At 69.1% G+C, this 20,156-nt stretch carries 17 protein-coding genes and 1 tRNA gene; 5 read left to right on the top strand and 13 right to left on the bottom strand.

Features of this window, described 5'->3' with window-relative positions; translation table 11 throughout:
• Nucleotides 1-20 precede the first annotated feature (20 nt).
• From kdpB to VJS38_RS20975, 3 genes are all read right to left on the bottom strand, one after another.
• The gene (gene kdpB, locus VJS38_RS04100) at nucleotides 21-2,087 is read right to left on the bottom strand and encodes a potassium-transporting ATPase subunit KdpB (protein WP_324086878.1); all 2,067 of its coding nucleotides are present in this window, start codon (nucleotides 2,085-2,087) and stop codon (nucleotides 21-23) included.
• Between the two features lie 23 nt (nucleotides 2,088-2,110).
• Nucleotides 2,111-3,820, bottom strand: coding sequence for a potassium-transporting ATPase subunit KdpA (gene kdpA / locus VJS38_RS04095; RefSeq protein WP_324086877.1), 1,710 nt, complete (start codon nucleotides 3,818-3,820; stop codon nucleotides 2,111-2,113).
• A 66-nt stretch (nucleotides 3,821-3,886) separates the two neighbouring features.
• Complete coding sequence (locus VJS38_RS20975) at nucleotides 3,887-3,967, bottom strand: potassium-transporting ATPase subunit F (RefSeq protein WP_414692408.1); 81 nt, start codon at nucleotides 3,965-3,967, stop codon at nucleotides 3,887-3,889.
• A 330-nt stretch (nucleotides 3,968-4,297) separates the two neighbouring features.
• Between VJS38_RS20975 and VJS38_RS04090 the strand changes: the two genes are divergently transcribed.
• Entirely contained in the window at nucleotides 4,298-5,584 is a 1,287-nt protein-coding gene (locus VJS38_RS04090) for a patatin-like phospholipase family protein (RefSeq protein WP_324086876.1), read from the top strand.
• A 37-nt stretch (nucleotides 5,585-5,621) separates the two neighbouring features.
• Here the strand turns inward: VJS38_RS04090 and VJS38_RS04085 are convergent, their stop codons facing one another.
• The gene (locus VJS38_RS04085) at nucleotides 5,622-6,380 is read right to left on the bottom strand and encodes a hypothetical protein (RefSeq protein ID WP_324086875.1); all 759 of its coding nucleotides are present in this window, start codon (nucleotides 6,378-6,380) and stop codon (nucleotides 5,622-5,624) included.
• Between the two features lie 292 nt (nucleotides 6,381-6,672).
• Between VJS38_RS04085 and VJS38_RS04080 the strand changes: the two genes are divergently transcribed.
• Nucleotides 6,673-7,191 (top strand): DUF1993 domain-containing protein, encoded by a 519-nt coding sequence (locus VJS38_RS04080; RefSeq protein ID WP_324086874.1) that lies wholly within the window; start codon nucleotides 6,673-6,675, stop codon nucleotides 7,189-7,191.
• Nucleotides 7,192-7,218: 27 nt separating this feature from the next.
• Here the strand turns inward: VJS38_RS04080 and VJS38_RS04075 are convergent, their stop codons facing one another.
• Entirely contained in the window at nucleotides 7,219-7,704 is a 486-nt protein-coding gene (locus VJS38_RS04075) for an Lrp/AsnC ligand binding domain-containing protein (protein ID WP_414692407.1), read from the bottom strand.
• A 93-nt stretch (nucleotides 7,705-7,797) separates the two neighbouring features.
• Between VJS38_RS04075 and putA the strand changes: the two genes are divergently transcribed.
• The gene (putA, locus tag VJS38_RS04070) at nucleotides 7,798-10,890 is read left to right on the top strand and encodes a bifunctional proline dehydrogenase/L-glutamate gamma-semialdehyde dehydrogenase PutA (protein ID WP_324086873.1); all 3,093 of its coding nucleotides are present in this window, start codon (nucleotides 7,798-7,800) and stop codon (nucleotides 10,888-10,890) included.
• A gap of 24 nt (nucleotides 10,891-10,914) precedes the next feature.
• On the opposite strand, the gene VJS38_RS04065 is transcribed toward putA, so the two are convergent.
• The 3 genes from VJS38_RS04065 to VJS38_RS04055 form a co-directional block, all read right to left on the bottom strand.
• Complete coding sequence (locus VJS38_RS04065; RefSeq protein WP_324086872.1) at nucleotides 10,915-11,313, bottom strand: DUF1801 domain-containing protein; 399 nt, start codon at nucleotides 11,311-11,313, stop codon at nucleotides 10,915-10,917.
• Between the two features lie 78 nt (nucleotides 11,314-11,391).
• Nucleotides 11,392-11,592 carry a hypothetical protein gene (locus tag VJS38_RS04060; RefSeq protein WP_324086871.1) on the bottom strand — a complete coding sequence of 67 codons (201 nt, stop codon included), beginning with the start codon at nucleotides 11,590-11,592 and terminating at the stop codon, nucleotides 11,392-11,394.
• 120 nt (nucleotides 11,593-11,712) lie between these two features.
• Complete coding sequence (locus VJS38_RS04055) at nucleotides 11,713-12,003, bottom strand: hypothetical protein (RefSeq protein ID WP_324086870.1); 291 nt, start codon at nucleotides 12,001-12,003, stop codon at nucleotides 11,713-11,715.
• A gap of 275 nt (nucleotides 12,004-12,278) precedes the next feature.
• Between VJS38_RS04055 and VJS38_RS04050 the strand changes: the two genes are divergently transcribed.
• Nucleotides 12,279-13,388 (top strand): glycosyltransferase family 39 protein, encoded by a 1,110-nt coding sequence (locus tag VJS38_RS04050; RefSeq protein WP_324086869.1) that lies wholly within the window; start codon nucleotides 12,279-12,281, stop codon nucleotides 13,386-13,388.
• A complete protein-coding gene (locus VJS38_RS04045) occupies nucleotides 13,385-13,975 on the top strand; it encodes a hypothetical protein (protein WP_324086868.1) in 591 nt (196 codons plus the stop codon). Before VJS38_RS04050 ends, VJS38_RS04045 begins: the two co-directional genes overlap by 4 nt.
• Here VJS38_RS04045 and VJS38_RS04040 read toward each other — a convergent pair.
• The 5 genes from VJS38_RS04040 to queA all read right to left on the bottom strand — a co-directional run.
• A complete protein-coding gene (locus tag VJS38_RS04040) occupies nucleotides 13,972-15,480 on the bottom strand; it encodes a glycosyltransferase family 2 protein (RefSeq protein WP_324086867.1) in 1,509 nt (502 codons plus the stop codon). The genes VJS38_RS04045 and VJS38_RS04040 overlap by 4 nt on opposite strands.
• Entirely contained in the window at nucleotides 15,477-17,654 is a 2,178-nt protein-coding gene (locus tag VJS38_RS04035; RefSeq protein WP_324086866.1) for a glycosyltransferase, read from the bottom strand. Before VJS38_RS04035 ends, VJS38_RS04040 begins: the two co-directional genes overlap by 4 nt.
• A gap of 403 nt (nucleotides 17,655-18,057) precedes the next feature.
• A tRNA-Lys gene (locus VJS38_RS04030) sits at nucleotides 18,058-18,132 on the bottom strand.
• 86 nt (nucleotides 18,133-18,218) lie between these two features.
• A complete protein-coding gene (tgt, locus tag VJS38_RS04025) occupies nucleotides 18,219-19,334 on the bottom strand; it encodes a tRNA guanosine(34) transglycosylase Tgt (protein ID WP_324086865.1) in 1,116 nt (371 codons plus the stop codon).
• Nucleotides 19,334-20,156: tRNA preQ1(34) S-adenosylmethionine ribosyltransferase-isomerase QueA (queA, locus tag VJS38_RS04020; RefSeq protein ID WP_324086864.1), on the bottom strand; the 823-nt coding region annotated here is incomplete at its 5' end. The genes queA and tgt, both read right to left, overlap by 1 nt.

The following is a 20,156-nucleotide window of genomic DNA, read 5'->3' as shown; positions in this document are numbered from 1 at the left end:
GGTCTTGCTCCGGCCTTACCTTAAGCCAAACCGATGGCGGTGATGGTCAGATCGACGATCTTGATGCCGATGAACGGCGCCACGACCCCGCCCAGGCCGTAGATCAAGAGGTTCCGCTGCAGCAGCTTCGCGGCGCCGATCGGACGGTACTTCACGCCCCTCAGCGCCAGCGGCACCAGCGCGATGATGATCAGGGCGTTGAAGATCACCGCCGACAGGATCGCGCTGCGCGGATTGGCGAGGTGCATGACGTTGAGCGCGCCGAGCGCCGGCAGCGAGACGACGAAGATCGCCGGAATGATGGCGAAGTACTTGGCCACGTCGTTGGCGATCGAGAAGGTCGTCAGCGCGCCGCGGGTGATCAGCATCTGCTTCCCGACCTCGACGATCTCGATGACCTTGGTGGGATCGCTGTCGAGGTCGACCATGTTGCCGGCCTCGCGGGCGGCCTGGGTCCCGGTCTGCATCGCCACGCCGACGTCGGCCTGGGCCAGCGCCGGCGCATCGTTCGACCCGTCGCCGCACATGGCGACCAGGCGGCCCTTGGCCTGCTCCGCGCGGATCAGGCGCAGCTTGTCCTCCGGCGTGGCCTCGGCCAGGAAGTCGTCGACCCCGGCCTCCGAGGCGATGGCCGCGGCGGTCACCGGGTTGTCGCCGGTGATCATCACCGTGCGCAGGCCCATCCGGCGCAGGTCGGCGAAACGCTCCTTCACGCCCGCCTTGACCACGTCCTTCAGATGGATGACGCCGACCAGGACGCCGTTCTCGGCCACCGCCAGCGGCGTGCCGCCGGCGCGCGCGATGCGGTCGACGACGGCGGCCACCTCCGCCGGCGTATGCGAGGCCGAGAGGCCGACGAGCTTCAGCACCGCGTCCACCGCCCCCTTGCGCCAGCTGTCCTTGCCGGCGTCGAGGCCGGAGATGCGGGTCTGGGCGCTGAACGGCACCGGCGTGGAGCCCTTCGGCGGCTCTCCCGCCAGGCCCTGGCCCAGCGCCAGGTCGACGATCGAGCGGCCCTCGGGCGTCTCGTCGGCCAGCGAGGCCATCATCGCCGCCCGCAGCGCGGCCTCCGGCCGGACGCCCGGCGCCGGGATCACCTCGGTGGCCATGCGGTTGCCGTGGGTGATGGTGCCGGTCTTGTCGAGCAGCAGGGTGTCGACGTCGCCCGAGGCCTCGACCGCCCGGCCTGAGGTCGCCAGCACGTTGTGCTTCAGGAGCCGGTCCATGCCGGCGATGCCGATCGCCGAAAGCAGGCCGCCGATGGTGGTCGGGATCAGGCAGATGAACAGCGCGCCCAGCACCAGCGGGTCGAGCTTGACGCCCGAGTACTGGCCAAGGCCCAGCAGGGTCGCCACCGCGATCAGGAAGATCAGGGTCAGGCCCGCCAGCAGCACGGTCAGCGCCAGCTCGTTCGGCGTCTTGCGCCGCTCGGCGCCTTCGACCATGGCGATCATGCGGTCGAGGAAGGTGTTCCCCGGATCGGCGGTGATCCGCACCTTGATCCAGTCGGAGACCACCGTCGTGCCCCCAGTCACCGCGGAGCGGTCGCCGCCGGACTCGCGGATGACGGGTGCGGACTCCCCGGTGATGGCGGCCTCGTTGACCGAGGCCACGCCCTCGATGATGTCGCCGTCCGAGGGAATCATGTCGCCGGCCTCGACCAGCACGACGTCGCCGGCCTTCAGCTTGTGCGCCGAGGTCGCGGCCCACGTCCCCTCGACAGGGTCCTTCAGCAGCTTGGCCTTCACGTCGACCCGCTGGGCGCGCAGGGCGTCGGCGGCGGCCTTGCCCCGGCCCTCGGCGATGCTCTCGGCGAAGTTGGCGAACAGCACGGTGAACCACAGCCAGAGCGCGACCTGCAGCGCCCACCAGGGATTGGCCTGGGTGACGAAGGCGTTGATCGTCGAGACGGTGGCGAGCGCCGCCACGACCTCAGTCGCCAGGATCACTGGGTTGCGCGCCAGCTTGCGCGGGTCCAGCTTGACGAAGGAGTCCTTGATCGCCCGATTGAGCACGCTCGAGGAGAGCGTCGTGCCGGCGATGGTGGACCTGCGCTTTTCGCCCAGATGGGCGGTTGCGACGGACATGGTTTCTCGAAGCTCCGACGAGGTCAGCGGCCGGCGATCGCGTTCAGCACCTGGAAGTGCTCGACGATCGGGCCGAGGGCTTGGGCGGGGAAGAACTGCAGGCCGCCCATGATCAGGATCACGCCGACGAGGAGGCCGATGAACAGGGGCCCATGGGTCGGCAGCGTGCCGGCGCTGGCCTCCAGCTTCGGCTTGGCGGCGATCGAGCCGGCCATGGCCAGCACCGGCACGACGTAGCCGAAGCGGCCGAGCAGCATCGCGATCCCCAGGGTGGAGTTCCAGTACGGGGTATTGGCCGAGAGGCCCGCGAAGGCCGAGCCGTTGTTCCCGGCCGCGGAGGAATAGGCGTAGAGGATCTCCGACAGGCCGTGCGGACCGGCGTTGGCCAGCCCCTTCAGCGCCGCCGGAAGCACCGCGGCCACGGCGGCGAAACTTAGGATCGCCAAGGGCAGGATCAGCACCGCCAGCATGGCGAACTTGATCTCCCGCGCCTCGATCTTCTTGCCGAGGTACTCCGGCGTGCGCCCGACCATCAGGCCGGCCACGAAGACCGCGATCAGCGCCATCACGACCATGCCGTAGAGGCCGGAGCCCACGCCGCCCGGCAGGATCTCGCCGAGCTGGATCATGAACATCGCCACCCCGCCACCGAGCGGCATCAGGCTGTCGTGCATGGCGTTGACGCCGCCGTCCGAGGCGCCGGTGGTGGCCGCGGCCCAGACCGCGGTCGAGGGCGCGCCGAAGCGGACCTCCTTGCCCTCCATGTTGACCGCCGTGGCGGCGTGGACCGCGTGCATGGCGGGGGGGACTTGCGTCTCCGTGGCGTAGATCGCCGAGGCGGCGCCGAACACGAAGAGGGCCATCACCACGACCAGGGCGCGGGCGTCCTTGCGGGCGAAGGCCAGGATGCCGAAGGCCACCACGCAGGCGTAGCCCAGCGCGTTCATCGCCACGATCTCGATCAGGTTGGTCCAGGCGTTCGGGTTCTCGAACGGATGGGCGGAGTTGACGTTGAAGATCCCGCCGCCGTTGGTGCCGATCTGCTTGATCGCTTCCTGGCTGGCGGTCGGATAGAGGCTGATGGTCTGCTTGGCGCCTTCCAGGGTGTGGGCGACGGCGTTGGCGCTGAGCGTCTGCGGCTCCCCCAGGGCCACGAAGGCGATGGCGACGACGATCGCCAGCGGCAGCAGCAGGTAGAGGCTGATCCGGGTCAGATCGACCCAGAAGTTGCCCAGCCCCTCCCCGCGGTTCAGCGCGAAGGCCCGCGCCACCGCCGCGGCCATGGCGATGCCGGCCGCCGCCGAGAGGAAGTTGTGCGAGGTCAGCCCCGCCATCTGCGCGAAGGTCGAGAGCGTCGTCTCCGGCACATAGGACTGCCAGTTGGTGTTGGTGACGAAGCTGATCGCGGTGTTGAAAGCCAGGTCCGGCGAGGTCCCCTTGAAGCCCTGCGGGTTCAAAGGCAGCAGGTCCTGGAAGCGCAGGATCAGATAGAGAACCACGAAGCTGGCGATCGAGAAGGCCAGCATCGAGAAGGCGTAGGCCATCCAGCCCTGTTCCTTCTTCGGGTCGATTCCGAAGGCCTTGTAGAGGCCCCCCTCCACCGGCCGCAGGACAGGATCGAGCCAGGTCCGCTCGCCCCGCCAGATCCGCGCCATGTAATGGCCGAGCGGCCAGGCCAGGACCACCGAGAGGCCGATGGTGAAGATGATCTCAGTCCAGCCTCGCGCGTCCATGGCGAGGTCTCCTTCTCGATATGCAGCGGGTCGGGCCGGCGCCCAATGGCGCTCAAAACTTGGCGCTCAGAACTTCTCGGGTCGCAGCAGGGCCGCGACCATGTAGACGGCGATGGCCACGCCGCCGGCGCCGTAGAGCAGGAGCATCAGCACGGTCAGGCCCGCCTGAGCAGGACGGCGTAACCCGCGAAGAGCAGGAGCACGACGGCTCCGGCCGCCAGGTAGATCAGATCGGACACGGCTTTCTCCCGCATAAGGGATCGAAACGGTCACGCTGAGTACTTGGGAAGGCCGTAAGCGCTCCATTCGGAACCGCCTCGCCGGACATCAAGGAGTTATAAAAACGGGCTCGGCCGCAGTCCTGTTCTTGAACGCCCGAGGGGTTCGATCCGCGGCGACCTCCGGTGCGCACCTGATTCCGCATCTCAGGGCCAGCGCTAGCTTACGAACCTGTCATGCGCGCAGGGAGGGAGCCCCATGTCCGCCGCAGCGCCGGTCCGCGCCTTGGTCCGCAGGCTCGCGGCAGGCCTGCGCCTCGGGCTCGCCGCCTTGGCCTCGACCTGGCTCGTCGCGGGCTGCACGACGCCGGTGCGGCAGCCGGCCGTCCCCGCGGCGCTGGCGGTGCAGGCCCAGCCTGGCAGTTACGCGATCCGATACCGGGTGGCCCGCGACAGCAGCGACTTCGCCGAGGCGGCGCGGGAATCCCTGAGACGGGAACTGGCGTGGCGCGCCAGCCAGGGCCAGACCGGTCCGCTTCCACCGGCGTACTTCCTGGCGATCTCCGGCGGCGGCGACGACGGCGCCTTCACCGCGGGCCTGCTGAACGGCTGGACCGCACGCGGCGACCGTCCCGAGTTCAAGGTCGTGACCGGCGTCAGCACCGGGGCGTTGATCGCCCCGTTCGCCTTTCTCGGCCCGAAGTACGACGACGTCCTGAAGTCGGTCTACACGGACGTCTCGCAGAAGGACATCTTCAAGCGCCGGAACATAATCTCGGCCTTCTTCGGCGACGCGATGTCGGACACCACGCCGCTCTACAAGATGATCAGCCGCCACGTCGATCGCGCCCTGCTCGACAAGATCGCCGCCGAGGGGGCCAGGGGGCGGGTCCTGCTGGTCGGGACCACCCTGCTCGATACGCCAGAGCCGGTGATCTGGAACATGACGGCGATCGCCGCCAGCCAGGACCCCGGCGCACTCGAGCTGTTCCGCAAGGTCCTGGTCGCCTCCGCGGCGATCCCCGGCGCGTTCCCGCCAGTGATGATCGACGTCGAGCTCAACGGCGTCCACTATCAGGAGATGCACGTGGACGGCGGCGCCATGGCGCAGGTCTTCGCCTATCCGCCGACCCTCAACGTGCTTGACGTGGCCCGCCGCGAGGGCGTCGAGCGCAAACGGGTCCTCTACATCATCCGCAACGCCCGGCTGGACGCCGAATGGGCCAATGTCCAGCGCCGCACCCTCTCGATCGCCGGCCGCGCGATCTCCTCGCTGATGATGACCCAGGGGATCGGCGACCTTTATCGGATCTACGCCACCACCCAGCGCGACGGGGTCGACTACAACCTGGCCTTCGTCCCCTCGAGCTTCGACACGCCGCACAAGGAGCAGTTCGACACGACCTACATGCGCGCCCTCTACAAGGTCGGCTACGACCTGGGGCGGGCGGGGTATCCGTGGCAGAAGACGCCGCCGGGGTTCGCCGCGCCGCCGATCGGCGCCAAGCAGGTCGCCGCTCCGCCGCAGCAACCGAGCTTGCCGTAGCCGCAGCGCCGGAAGTCGGCCTCCTTCGCAGGCGCCCTCACCGCGGCGCAGGAGCGTCGAACGTCGCCGGCCGCCAGGTGTCCATCGTCTTGCGCAGGCTTTCCATCGCGCCCTGGCCTTCGCGGACCAATCCCGCGCTCGGCCGATTGACGTCGATGATCAGCACCAGCACGAGGCTGAGCAGCGCCACCAGGAACCCCGCGACATGCCGGCTCCGGGGCCCCTGCAGCACGTAGCCCAGCACCGCCGCGGTGGTGAGCGTATAGAGGAGCAGCACGGCGAGCACCGCGGACGGCACCCTGGCCACGCGGGCCACGACGCGGGCCGAGCCGATGTCGATCATCGAATTGATCGAGTCCAGGTAGGTGCTCGAGAAGTCGTACTGCTTGATAGTCGGGAACGACTGCTTCACCGCGATCCAGATCTGAGTGACGAGCGCGTCGTTCGTGCGCAACAGGTCGCGAACCTTGCCCGGGGGCGCCTTGGCCAGCGCGATCCTGGTGTCGGTGTAGCGCACCAACAGCCCACTCATCCGCGCGCGATGCGGTTCTTCAAGCAGCTGCGCGCGCAGATAGGCGGTGCCGATCGCATTCGCCTCCTCGAGGACGAGGCGCCGGCGCGACTCGAAGCGGTCGATGGCGAGCGAGAAGGTGAAGCCCAGCAGCAGCGCCAGGAGGCCCAGCGAGGCCGAGAGAACGAGGTCCTCCTGCGCGTCCTTCTCCTCCCCGGCCTTGGCGGAGCCCTCAGCAGTCCATCGGGCGCGCGCGGCGCGTCCGATCGCGGCGGCGAGCATCATCAGGCCGAAGAAGCTCAGCCAGAGGAGCGGGAAAGCGGCGGGGCCGAGCGCATTCAATATCCGGTCCATGATCTTCCACGGCGGCTGGTACGGCTTCAGCGCCGCCTTGCCGTCGGCGCGCCGATCGGATCATTTGAAAACCACGCCTGACCCGCATCCATCGGGTGTTGCCCTAGACGCCCCCCACTCGACCCCTGACCGCCGAATTCTCAACTCTCTCGACCTTCCGCCGGCCGCCGGCGAGGCCATATCCCGCCTGGCGCGAGCTGCGCCGCAAGCCATGGAGGGCCCAATGAGCTTTACGATCTACGACGCGTCCGCGCCGGTGTTCACCGCCGCCCTGACCAACATGCAGGGCTGGCTCGACAAGGCGCTGGCCGAGGGCAAGTCCGAGGCGGCGCTGATGGAGGCGCGGCTCGCCCCCGACATGCGGCCCTTCCCGGCCCAGTTCCAGATGGCGTCGGACAGCGCCAAGAGCGCCGTCGCCCGGCTGACGGGGATCGAGGCCCCGTCGATGCCCGACACCGAGGCCAGCTTCGCCGAGCTGAAGGCGCGCTGCCAGCGCACCATCGACTTCATCCAGAGCGCGCCCCAATCGGCCTTCGAGGCGGCCGAAACCCGCACGGTGGAGCTGAAGTTCCCCAACGGCTCGGGCTACCGGTTCGAGGGCGGCGGCTATCTGACCGGCTTCGCCCTGCCGAACTTCTTCTTCCATGTCACCACCGCCTACGCCCTGCTGCGCGCGAACGGCGTGGCTGTCGGCAAGCCCGACTTCCTGGCGCACCTGGGGCCGCCGAACATCACCGCCTGAGGCTGCTGGTCGAGCCGACGCGTCCGTTCAAAGCGCCAGCGGCGCGTCGGCCTTGATCTCCTCCAGCACCGCATATGTGCGCGTCTCCCGCACGCCGGGCATGCGCACCAGGACCTCGCCGAGGAAGGCGCGATAGGCCTCCATGTCGCGGACCCGCGCCTTGATCAGGTAGTCGAAGCCGCCGGCGACCATGAAGCACTCCAGCACGTCGGGGGACCGCCGGGCCGCGGCGGCGAACTCGTCGAAGACGTCCGCGGTCGTCCGGTCGAGCACCACCTCGACGAAGATCAGGAGCGAGCGGCCGATCTTCGCCGGGTCCAGCCGGGCGGCGAAGCCGGTGACGACGCCCTGGTCGCGCAGCCGCCGCAGCCGGTCCGAACAGGCCGACGGCGAGAGGTTGCAGCGCTGGGCCAGTTCCTGGTTGCTGATGCGGCCGTCGGCCTGCAGCGCCCGCAGCAGGCGGCGGTCGGTATCGTCCAGGCGCACGATCTCCGGCATTTTCACTCCAGCCATAGGATTATCCGGTCCAGGCACCATATTTCCGGCGAACATCCGCCGGCAATCAGGATACGTCGAATAGATACCGGCTGGCGGGGATTGAGGCCCATGCGTTTCGACGATCTCGATGCAGTGAAGTTCCAGGACGAGCGCCAGGCGGTCGCCGCCGCCCTCGCCGCCCAGCCCCTCGGCGCCGAGACGCGCTGGGCGGTGCAGACCGAGGCCGAGGCCCTGGTGCTGGCCGCCCGGCGCAGGCAGAAGCGCCAGGGCGTGGTGGAGAGCTTCCTGCAGGAATTCAGCCTCTCGACGCCGGAGGGCCTGGCGCTGATGTGCCTGGCCGAGGCCCTGCTGCGGACTCCCGACGAGCACACCCGTGACCGGCTGATCGCCGAGAAGATCGCCTCGGCCGACTGGGCGAGCCACGCCGGCCGCTCGGACTCCATGCTGGTCAACGCCTCGACCTGGAGCCTGATGCTGACCGGCCGGCTGATCGATCCCGACGAGCAGGCCGCGCGCGACCTGCCGGGCTTCGTGCGCCGGCTCGCCGGCAGACTGGGCGAGCCGGTGATCCGCCGGGCGGTCGGGGCCGCGGTGCGCATCATGGGCGAGCAGTTCGTGCTGGGCGCCACGATCGAGCGCGCCCTCGCGCGCGCCGCGGACGAGGGCTACGTGTGCTCCTTCGACATGCTGGGCGAAGGCGCCCGCACCGCCGCCGACGCCGAGCGCTACGAGGCCGCCTACGCCGCCGCCATCGACGTCGTCGGCCGCCACACGAAGGGCGAGGGCCCGGAGGCCGGCCACGGCGTCTCGGTCAAGCTGTCGGCGCTCTCGCCCCGCTACGAGGCGCGCCAGGCGGACCGCGTCTGGACGGAACTCTATCCCCGGCTGCTGCGCCTGGCGACGCAGGCGGCGGCGGCCGACATCAACCTGACCCTCGACGCCGAGGAGGCCGACCGCCTGGTCCTCTCGCTCGAGTTGCTGGACCGGCTGGCGCGCGAGCCCGCGCTCGGCGCCTGGCGGGGCCTGGGCCTGGCCGTGCAGGCCTACCAGACCCGTGCGCCGAACACGATCGCGGCGGTGGCGGCCATCGCCCGCGAAAGCGGCCGCCGGCTGATGGTGCGGCTGGTCAAGGGCGCCTATTGGGACAGCGAGATCAAGCGCGCCCAGGTCGCCGGCATGCCCGGCTATCCGGTGTTCACCACCAAGGCCGCGACCGATCTCTGCTACCTGGTCTGCGCCCGCGCCCTGATCGCCGCCGCGCCCGACCTCTATCCGCAGTTCGCCACCCACAACGCCCACACGCTCGCCGCCGTCCGCGAGCTCGCGGGCCAGGCGGGCCTTGCCGTGGAGTTCCAGCGGCTGCACGGCATGGGCGAGCCGCTCTATGCGGCCGCGCGGGCGCGCTACGGGGCTTTCCCTTTGCGGGTCTACGCCCCCGTCGGCAGTTACGAGGACCTCCTGCCCTACCTGGTCCGCCGGCTCCTGGAGAACGGGGCCAACACCTCCTTCGTCCACGCCCTGCTGGACGAGCGCACGCCGGTCGAGAAGGTGGTGAACGACCCCGTCGACGCCGTCCGTGCGGCCGGCGCCGGGCCCCACCCGCGCATTCCCCGTCCGATGGACCTCTACGGGCGGTCGCGGCGCAACAGCACCGGCCTCGACCTGTCGATTGCCGGCGTGCGTTCGGACCTGGCGGCGGCGTGCGAGGCACTGGAGACCATCCAGGCCGGTCCGATCGTCAGCGGCCGGCCGACCCCCGGTCAATCTCCGCAGGAGCGCCGCTCCCCGGCCGGCCGCACACGGCGCATCGGGATCGCCGGCGAGGCCGGCCCGGACGATATCGCCCGCGCCTTCGCCGCCGCCCGCGCCGCCCAGCCCCGCTGGGACGCCCTGGGCGGCGAAGGACGCGCCACGGTCCTGCGCGCCATGGCCGACGGGCTGGAGGCCGCCCGCGAGCGGCTGATCGCCCTATGCGTCCGGGAGGCCGGCAAGACGCTCGCCGACGGTATCGCCGAGGTGCGCGAGGCGGCCGACTTCTGCCGCTATTACGCAAGCCTCGCCGAGCGCCAGTTCGCCCGGCCGGAAACGCTCAAGGGGCCGGTCGGCGAGGCCAACCAGCTCGCCCTGCACGGCCGCGGCGTCTTCGTCTGCATCAGCCCGTGGAACTTCCCGTTGGCGATCTTCACCGGCCAGGTCGCCGCGGCGCTGGCGGCCGGCAACGCGGTCCTCGCCAAGCCCGCCGAACAGACCCCATTGATCGCCGCCGAGGCGGTCCGGCTGTTCCTCGCGGCGGGCCTCGATCCGGATCTGCTGCACCTGCTGCCCGGCGACGGGCCGACCGTCGGCCAGGCGCTGATCGCCCATTCCGACTGCGCCGGCGTGGCCTTCACCGGCGGCACGGAGACGGCCTGGGCGATCAACCGCGCCCTTGCCGCCCGGCCCGGGCCGATCGTCCCCTTCATCGCCGAGACCGGCGGGCTGAACGCCATGTTCGTCGACACCACGGCGCTGCGCGAACAGGTGATCGACGACGTGCTCGCCTCGGCCTTCGGCTCGGCCGGCCAGCGCTGCTCGGCGCTGCGCCTGCTGTTCGTGCCGCACGAGACGGCCGAAGCGCTGATCGAGGGGATCGGCGGCGCCATGGACGCCCTGGTCGTCGGCGATCCGGCCGATCCGCGCACCGACATCGGCCCGGTCATCGACGCGGAGGCGCGTACGGCGCTCGACGCCCACCTCGCCCGCCTTGAGGCCGAGGCGAAGGTGCTCCGACGGTTGCCGGCGCCCGAGGACGGCTCGTTCTTCGGCCCGGTCCTGGCGGAGATCCCCGACCCCGGCTTCCTGCGGCGCGAGGTGTTCGGCCCGATCCTGCACCTGGTCCGCTACGACCCGGCCGAGCTGGAGAAGGCGGCCGCCCCCTTGCGGGCCGCGGGCTATGGCCTGACGCTCGGCGTCCACAGCCGGCTGCTCAGCTTCGCCGAGCAGGTGCGGCGCGCGGTCCCGGCCGGCAACGCCTATGTCAACCGCTCGATGATCGGCGCGGTGGTCGGCGTCCAGCCGTTCGGCGGCGAGGGCCTCTCCGGCACCGGCCCCAAGGCCGGCGGACCGCACGCCCTCCTCCGCTACGCCGTCGAGCGCGCCGTCAGTATCAACACCGCGGCGCAAGGCGGCGACCCGGCGCTGATGAACCTCAGCGCCGATTAGGATCCCGCAGGAGGGGCTCCTGGACTACCGGGCCTTCTTGGTCCGGTTCAGGTCCACGGCCGCCCGCACCAGCGCCTTGAAGGCCTCGACATCGAGCGATGCGCCCTGCGGGATGTCGATGGCGCGCCGGGTGTTTCCCTCCAGGCTGGAGTTGAACAGGCCCGCAGGATCCGGCAACGAAGCCCCCTTGGCGAAGGTCAGCTTCACGACGCTCTTGTAGGTCTCGCCCGTGCAGATGATCCCGCGGTCGGACCACACCGGGACGCCGCGCCACTTCCACTCCTCGACGACGTCGGGGTCGGCTTCCTTGATGAGGGCGCGGACGTGGGCCAGCGTCTCGCCTCGCCAATCGCCCAGCTCCGCGATCCTTCCGTCGATCAGCCGCGACGGGGACTCGCCCTCGGGCGTTGCGTTCTTCTGCATGGTCCGGCTCCCCTTCCGACGGCGCTGCGTCGACCCTATCCCCTCGATCGCGCCGAAGGTAGAGCGGGGCCGGGAGGGCTAGATCCGGTTCAGCATCTCGGCCACGACCGCGCTCATGGCGCACCATCTGCGCCATTCGCCGTCGGTCATGAGGTAGACCAGCATTTCCTTGCGACGTTCCGTTGGGGCGTCTTCCTCCGGATTGCGCGCCCAAACCCGGTTCTCCAGGCGCGTCAACTCCGCAAGCATGGCGCGCAAGACACGACGAGAGTTGTCCATGCTTCACCGCTCGAGCTGAGGGTATGCAATTGCGCATAACCACGTTCTTCCGGATCGGCAACCAGGTAGAATTCTAATAGATCGTAACGCCGCACCGCCCCGAGGACTAAGCACCGCCGCTCAGGTCGAGCGCATCAGCCGTCTGCGGTTCTTGCGCACCTTGCGGCGATAGTGCGCCATGGTCCGGGAGGCGATCCGCGGCGCCGTGAAGCCCAGGGCGCCGGTCATGGCCAGGGCTTGCCAGGCCGCGGCCGCATCGACCTTCTCGCTCACCATGCGCTTGGCCTCTGCGTCGGCGGCTGCGCCTCCGACCGCCAGCTTGGCCATCCGCAAGCCCACGACCTGAGCTGTCTCCATGCCCAGCACGGCGGCGTCGAATCCCAGCTTCACCCACGGATTCCGTCGGGCCATTGCTCAGCCTCCGGCGTCTCGATCAGGCCCTTGAGGTCGGGCTGCGCCCGCCGTTGTGCAAGCCCCCCTGGCGGTCGTAACGGCTTGACTTGAAATCGCCGCCACCTGAGATCGGCGCGTGACCAGCCGCGTGCTCGCCACCGTCGCCCCAGGACCGGATCTCCAGCTCGATGACATGCCTTGCCTCGACGGCGCTGGCCGCAGAGCCGCACCATCCGCTGGTCGCGTTCTTCCGGCGCTACAAAGCGGTCCTGTTCGCCTTCGCCGCGAGCCGATTGGCGCTCCTGGCCGTCGGGCTGATGACGCAGATCTTTATCGAACCTGTTTCAACCCACGTAAGTCCGTTGCATTTCGGCGGTTCAACCGCGTTGCGGATGTGGGGCCAGTGGGACAGCGGCTGGTACGTTTCGCTGGCGAACGAAGGCTACTCCGCCCACCCAGGTCCTGACGGTCAGGTCAACTGGGTCTTCTTCCCCGCCTTCCCGATGCTCGCCGCCTTTGTCGCGCATCTCGCCCACCTGCCGGTGTTTACGGTCATGGTGGGGCTTTCGAACCTGAGCTTCCTGGGCGCGCTCATTTTGGCCCACCGGCTCGCACGGGAGACTTTCGATACGCGCACCGCGGATGTCGCCGTGACGCTGCTCTGCGCCGTGCCCGGGAGCTACATATTCTCCTCCGCCTACACTGAATCGCTCTTCCTCCTCGCGCTGACGGCGTGCCTCGTCTTGCTGCGCGAGAGGAGATGGCTGGCGGCGGGCGCATGCGCCGGGCTCGCAACCCTGACCCGCAATCTCGGCATCGGCCTGATCCTGCCTTTCCTGCTGACTGCGGTTCCCGAGCTCTGGGCCCTGCTACGGCGTGCGCGGAGGAAAGGCGACGCTTCAAGCCACAGGCGCCTTATCGGCGAGACCTTTCGCATCGCCGGCGGTCTTGCGGCGCCGCTCCTGGCGCTCGCCGGCTTCTGTGCGTTCCTCTACCTTCGCACTGGGGACCCGATCGCTTTCGTCACCGCGCAGAAGGCCTGGGGCCGGAGCCTTGAGTTTCCGCTCCTGCGGCCGTTGACGCCGCTCGTCACAAGGTCGCTTCCGGACGGCGACGTCATCAATTTCGTCGCGGCCTGGCTGTCGCTGGCGATGGTCGCGACCCTCGCCGCGTTGCGTCAATGGTCGTGGTTCATCCTGGCCCTGTTTCTCACCCTGCCGCCCATGGCCAGCGGCCTGGCCTCCTATGCCCGCTACTGCCTGGTGGTCGTTCCCATCTTTATCGCCGCCGCGCGCCTGCTGGCGCCCCGCCCCGCGGCGACGGCGGCGACGCTGATCATGTTCGCCACCCTCAACGGCTTCCTGATGGTCGCCTGGACGCTCTGCATGTGGGTCACCGTATGACGGCGAAGCGGATTGTCGGCGGCGTCGGGATTGCGCTTCTCGTGCTGCTGACCGGATTCATGGTGCTGCAGCTTGTCCGAAAGGCCGACGCCGCCGACGCGGCCCGAAAGAGTATCGCCGCCGCCCAGACGGCGGGAAGCGACCTCCCGGTCGCGGCGACCTGGCGGCTCTCGCTCTACTTCGACCGGGGCCAGACCTATCTCTCCGGCCTGGGCCCAGGCTGGTCGGCGCCCGAGCCCGGCGCCGGCGTCTGGTCGTCGGCGAAGCTGGCCGTGCTGAAATTGCCGCCCCTGCCGCCGGGCGCCGCGGACGTCGCCTTGCAGCTCGAGGTGTTCGTCGCACCTACACACCCGGTCCAAAGGATCCGTGTGCGAACGGGAGCGCAGACGCTCGGCGAATGGCGGCTCGACAAGGGCGAGCTGACGACGCTCCACCTGGCGCTCCCGGAAGGCGCGCGGCCTGCCGACGGCCTCGAACTGCAGATCGACCTGCCCGACGCCGACGCCCCCATCCACCACGTCAAAGGCTCGACCGAGACGCGCCAGCTCGCGATCAAGCTGCATCGAGTGCTGGTGACGGGCAGCTAGCTAGCGGCGCTGGCTGGAAAACTGCCTGGCTCGGGAGCGTTGAGGGCAGCCGTATAGAGCGGCTCCGGACACGGCTGGTCGCGGCTGAGCGCGGGGTGATAGGCAGGATCATTGTCCAGGAAATCGCGCCAGCGGTTGAGGAACAGCGCCACCTCCTCGGCGGCCGGCAAGGTGTCGCGACGCGAAGCCTTTTCTCGATGCATGAGTTCCGCGAACGGCGTGTAGACGATCCGATATCCCAACAGCCGCATGCGCAGGCAAAGGTCGATGTCGTTGAACTCGAGCGTGAGGCGTTCGTCGAACCCGTTGACCTCGCTCATGACTGAGCGCCGCGTCGCAAACACGGCGCCCGTCACGCTGGACCATTCCCTCTGGATCAAGGCCCAATCCTGGTAGGTGGGCAGGTCGGCCGGCGATCCGAACCAGGCGTGCGCCGCCGTGCCGAAGAGACCGCCCACCACCCCGGCGTGCTGGAGCGTGCCGTCTGGAAACACGAGGCGAGCGCCGACGCCGCCCACGTCCCGATCCAGCGCGAAAGTCATCAGGGCCTTCAGCCAGCCCGGTGAGCGGACCTTCACGTCATCGTTCATGAGCACCAGGTGCTCGGTCGTGGCGAGGCGCCAAAGCTGGTTCATCTTCGCCGCGAAATTGAACGGCTGATCCGCGGGCCTGGGCGTCGGAACCCGGGTCACCGCAAAGGGCCACCGTTCCCCCGCGAAGATCTGGCCGTGCGGACTGTCGTCGCCGATCAGGACCGAAAGCTTGTCCATCGGCCAGTCCGTCGCCGCGAGGCTGTCGAGCAACTGAACGACAAATGGCTGCGCGCTACCTGCGGCCGCTTGGCACGTCGGCACGACCAGAGTGACAGGCGGAAATGTCTCGAACGAACGACGCAGCTGGAGCGAGGTCGGCGTCAGGCCCTCGGCGATCTCCAGCGGCCGAGAACCGATCCAGGCCTGGAGCGCGGCGCGCCGGGCCGCCAGAGAGGTCTCCTGCCGCTTGCCCGGCCGGGCCATGAGGAGCTGTGGAATCCGCTCGACCCCGAGACCAATCTTCTGCGCCCGCAAGAGCAGGTCGTAGAGGCAGGCGTCGCCCATCTCGATGCGCAGGCCGCCCAGCTTGTGCAGCGCTGATCCCCTGACGATGAGCGGCGTGGCGATGTAGTCTTGCGCCACCAGTTGGGCGAGGTCGAAAGAGGGCTTCAGGCGGTACTGGCGCGACGGGGGCTCGCCGAAGGCCAGGTCATCGCCGTAGAACACGTCCACATCGTGCCGCTCCAGCGTTTGCGCCTCCACATGGGCGCGGAAACGATGAGGCGCGAGCGCGTCGCGCGCGACGAAGACAACCCATGAGTCGCGGTCGTTCTGAGCCAGTTCAAGACCATCCAGCCGATCCGGCACGCGCCCGTCCGGTTCGAGAAAGAACGGCTGAAACCGCTTGCTCCAGCGCAACTCGGAGAAGCCGGTGAATGCAGGCGTCTCGATAACAGACTGGGATTGGCTCATGCTGCTGGGATACCTTCCGGCGCTACCGATAGCGCCCTATCCAGCGCCTCGACCATGCGGCCTGCGACGGCGTCAGCGGAAAGGCGCTCTTCGATACGCGCCCGCGCGCAATGGCCGATATGGCGGTCACCCGCTTCGACCTGCGCGGCGCATGTCGAGAGGGCTGCGGCGAAGTCCGTTACACTGACATCGGCCCAATAGCCGCCGCGCGGATAGACGTTCGTATCCTGGTCATTCTGGATAATTTTGACGGGAACGGGGAAGCCGCAACTCGCATCGAGGAAGTCGCGCACCCCGGCGAAATCCGAGGCCACGACATGCTTGCCCATGGCCATCGCCTCGGCGACCGTAAGCCCAAACCCTTCGGACCGATGCGGCGAGGCATAGATGTCGGCGGCTTCAAAAAGAGCCGCCAAGGCCTCCTGGTCGAGTTGCCGCTCGATCAGCAGGACGCCGGCGGTTTCGGCGGCCAGCCGCACCAGCGCGGCCCCCTCCTGCCGATCCATCAAATTCTTCGTCTTGAGCACCAGGCGCCATCCACGCGCCGCCAGGCCCGTCGCCGCGAACGCGCGGATCAGCGCCTGCGGATTTTTCCGCACGATGAAGCTCGCCGCGTCAAACGAGTAGAGAATGAAGCGCGCGTCGGCTTCAAGTCCCAGATCGTTCAGCACCGCCGCTCGGTCGCTCGCGCCCACCGGCGGCGTCGGGACGACATGTGGGACAACGGACACCGGCTTGCCGGTGTTGGCCGACAGGACTTCGGCGCAGTAGGCGCTCGGCGTCCAGATCTCGTCCACCATCTCGACCGCGGGCAGCCAGCTCTCCGGCACGTGTCCCATCTCCCAGACCCAGCAGCCGATCCGCACACGCGCATTGTCGATGACGGCTTGCAGCGCGGGCGTGAGCACCCCCCAGGCATCCGGGTTCAGATGAATGATCACCGCGTCCGCCGCGCCTTCGAAATCACGAGCGGTCATGATGGGAGCGACCAGCTTGTGAACGTGGAACGGCGCTTCGATCGGGTGGACGTTCAGTCGAACGCCGGTTCGCCACAGCGCGGAAATGTTGCCGCGACTGGCTTGCGAAAGCCCCGAGGCGAAGTTCCACGGCCCAATGAAGGCGATTTTCCAGGGCCTGCTCGGCCGCGTGACGTAGCCTGGAGCAATGAGCTCGGGCGGCGGCGTTCCGTGCGGTCGCGGCGACGGGCGGGTCGCCGCGTCTGGCGCTGGGCGCGAGACGGCGCCGCCGCGCGAGTGGAGCGGACTTTCCGCCAGCGGCTCCATTTGCAGGCTCGACGAAAGGATCGCCTCGGTCAGCTTCGCCTCGAAATCGGCGCGGGCCTCCCGCTCGTCCCTGTCGCTGCTCCTGAGGGCGCCGAAGAAGTTGTGGATCGTGGGCGTCACGAGCGACTTGCCCGTGAAGACGAGGAAGTCGCTGTCGAGCCGCCGTCTGTTTGGCGCGGGAACCATGACGCCCAGCACGTCGGCGGTGCTGGTCCGCAGGCGCCGGAGAAGCGGCTTGAACGCCGAGCGCGCGGAAGCCTCGGCGACGTCGCCGTTCAGCAGGAGGAGCATCCTGCCGGAGAACAGCAGCGGTTCGGCGCGCAGCAGATGCGTCCAGGCGGCGTAGCGGCGCCCCCGGGCCTCACGCACATAGCCGCCGGCCAAGCGCTGGAGGAGCTCGGGGTCGGGCATGAAGGGCTCGTCGGCCTCCACGACCATGACCACGCGGACATCCAACTCAGCCAGCGCCTCGATCAATGCGCGCGCGTCGGCCGACAGACGTCCCCCCACGGCGGAGAAGGTGATCACCGCGACGACCTCGCCGTGCGCCGGCTCCAGCGCCTTGAGGGTCTCCAGCCGGGCCAGTTCAATGGGCTCGCCGGCCTGGGGAACGAAGAACGGCTGAGTTTGCGCTCCGACCGACCGCCCCTTCAATAGGAAGTGCGCCAGCGGGTCCAAGGCACGGTCATGTTCCTCGATGACGTTCGCGGCATACCAGGCAGCGTCGAAATTCGGCGCCGGATCTGCAAGCTGAGCAGCGCCCACCCCGATGTAGTGATCAAGCGGAGTAAGCGCATTGGCGGCGTCGGGGTGATTATCCAGATACCAGCGCGTCGCGAAGTGCGAATTAGGCGCCCGTTCTTCCTTCGCGCCGAACAGTACATAGTGCACAAGCGGGTGCAGGGCGGATCGGCCGACGTCCGGGTATCGCCGCAGATACCAACCCGCATCGAACCAGGGGCTTGGCCGTCGGTCCGCAGGGCCCGAGAGGCAGTGCCTGAGCGGGTCCGCAGCGGGCTCGAGCTCGTAGGTGACGCGATACCAGTCCGGATCGAACAGCTTGGAAGCGGTCAGGACCCTGCGCCCGCGCACAAGCTGCCACTCAAGTTTGCGGCGCGAAAGCCACCCACGAAGGCGACTTCCAAGCCGCGGTCCCAAGGCCATCATGCGTTGCCCATACCAGTAAGGCCTCGGGCCTCGATAGGGCCTTCACCGCAGAGCCTCAAGCGGCCGCCCAGCCCGCGGCCATGCCGAGCGTCAACCGGCGCAGCAAGCTTCTGAAAACCTGGATCATTGGTAGGCCGGCTGGGATTCGAACCCAGGACCATTCGATTAAAAGTCGAATGCTCTACCACTGAGCTACCGGCCCGCATCGCCGGCGGGACAGCCTGGGCGAAGCGGCGCGGACCTTAGGCGCCGCGCCTCCTCGGCGCAAGGGCGGTGCAGGCTTAACCGCTATCCGGTCTGCTGGCGGGCGCGGAAATCGGCGCGGAAGGCGTCCATCCGTCCCTCGGCGATGGCGGCGCGCACCTCGGACATCAGCCGCTGGAAGAAGCCGATGTTGTGCCAGGAGAGCAGCACCTTCGCCAGGATCTCATCGGCGCGCACCAGGTGGTGCAGGTAGGCCTTGGAATAGTCGCGGCTGGCGGGGACGTCGCTTTCCGGATCGAGCGGGCTCTCGTCCTCGGCGAAGCGGGCGTTCTTGAGATTGACCGGTCCCGCCCAGGTCCAGGCCTGGCCGTGCCGGCCCGAACGGGTCGGCAGCACGCAGTCGAACATGTCGACGCCGCGCCAGACGGCCTCGACGATGTCGATCGGCTTGCCCACGCCCATCAGGTAGCGCGGCCGCTCCATCGGCAGCATGGCGGGCGCGAAGTCCAGCACCTCGCACATCGCCGCGTGCCCCTCGCCGACCGCCAGCCCGCCCAGGGCGTAGCCGTCGAATCCGGTCTCGATCAGCCGCTCGGCGGATTCGCGCCTCAGCGCCTCGGAGAGGCCGCCCTGCTGGATGCCGAACAGGGCCTGGGCCTCGCGGTCGCCGAAACGGGCCTTGCAGCGCGCGCCCCAGCGGGCCGAGCGGCGCATCGCCTCGGCGGCGCGGCCCTCTTCGGCCGGCAGGGCGACCAGCTCGTCCAGCTGCATGACGATGTCCGAGGCCAGCAGATCCGCCTGGATCTCCATCGACCGCTCGGGCGTCAGCTTGTGGCGCGAGCCGTCGATGTGGCTCTGGAAGGTGACCGCGTCTTCGGTGACCTTGGCGATCTTCGACAGCGACATGACCTGGAAGCCGCCGCTATCGGTCAGGATCGGCTTCTCCCAGCGCATGAACCGGTGCAGCCCGCCCAGCCTCGCCACTCGCTCCGCGGAGGGGCGCAGCATCAGATGGTAGGTGTTGCCCAGCAGTATGTCGGCGCCGGTCGCGGCCACCTGGTCGACGGTCAGCGCCTTGACCGTGCCGGCGGTGCCGACCGGCATGAAGGCCGGGGTGCGGATCTCGCCGCGCGGAGTGGAGAGCAGGCCCGTGCGGGCCCGGCCGTCGGTCGCGGCGATGGAGAAGGGAAAGGCCGCCATCAGGGCTCGGCCCGCCACAAGAGGCTGGCGTCGCCATAGGAGTAGAAGCGGTAGCCCGTGTCGATCGCGTGCGCATAGGCGGCGCGCATGGTCTGAGGCCCTGCAAAGGCCGAGACGAGCATGAACAGCGTCGACTTCGGCAGGTGGAAGTTGGTCATCAGGCCGTCGGCGGCGCGGAACCGGTAGCCAGGGGTGATGAAGATCGCCGTCTCGTCCATGAACGGCCGAATCACGCCGTCCGCGCCGGTCGCGGACTCCAGCAGCCGGAGCGAGGTCGTGCCGACGCAGACGATCCGCCCGCCGGCGGCGCGCGCGGCGTTCAGCCGCTCGGCTGTGGCCTGATCGACCTCGCCCCATTCGGCGTGCATGCGGTGCTCGGAAAGGTCCTCGGTCTTCACCGGCAGGAAGGTGCCTGCGCCGACGTGCAAGGTCACGAAGGCCGTCCCGATCCCAGCCGCGGCCAGCCGGTCGAACAGCTCGGGGGTGAAGTGCAGGCCGGCGGTGGGGGCGGCCACCGAGCCGTCCTCGTCGGCGTAGACGGTCTGGTAGTCGGCGCGGTCCTGCTCGTCCTCGCCACGCTTGGCGGCGATGTAGGGCGGCAGCGGCATGGCGCCCCGCTCGGCGACGGCGGCGTCGAGATCCGGACCGGAAAGGTCGAAGGCCAGCGTCACCTCCCCGCCCTCGCCTTTCGCCTTCACCACTGCGTCGAGGCCGGCCAGCAGACAGGCGCGGTCGCAGGTCTCGCCGAAGGCGACACAGTCGCCCACGGCCAGCTTCTTGCCCGGCCGCATGAAGGCGGTCCAGACGTGCGGCGAAAGCCTG

It is taken from the genome of Phenylobacterium sp. (assembly GCF_035276905.1).
In the GTDB taxonomy this organism is placed as follows: Bacteria; Pseudomonadota; Alphaproteobacteria; order Caulobacterales; family Caulobacteraceae; genus Phenylobacterium.
Note: the sequence above shows the minus strand (reverse complement) of the source record. Positions and strands in the feature narration are given on the sequence as shown.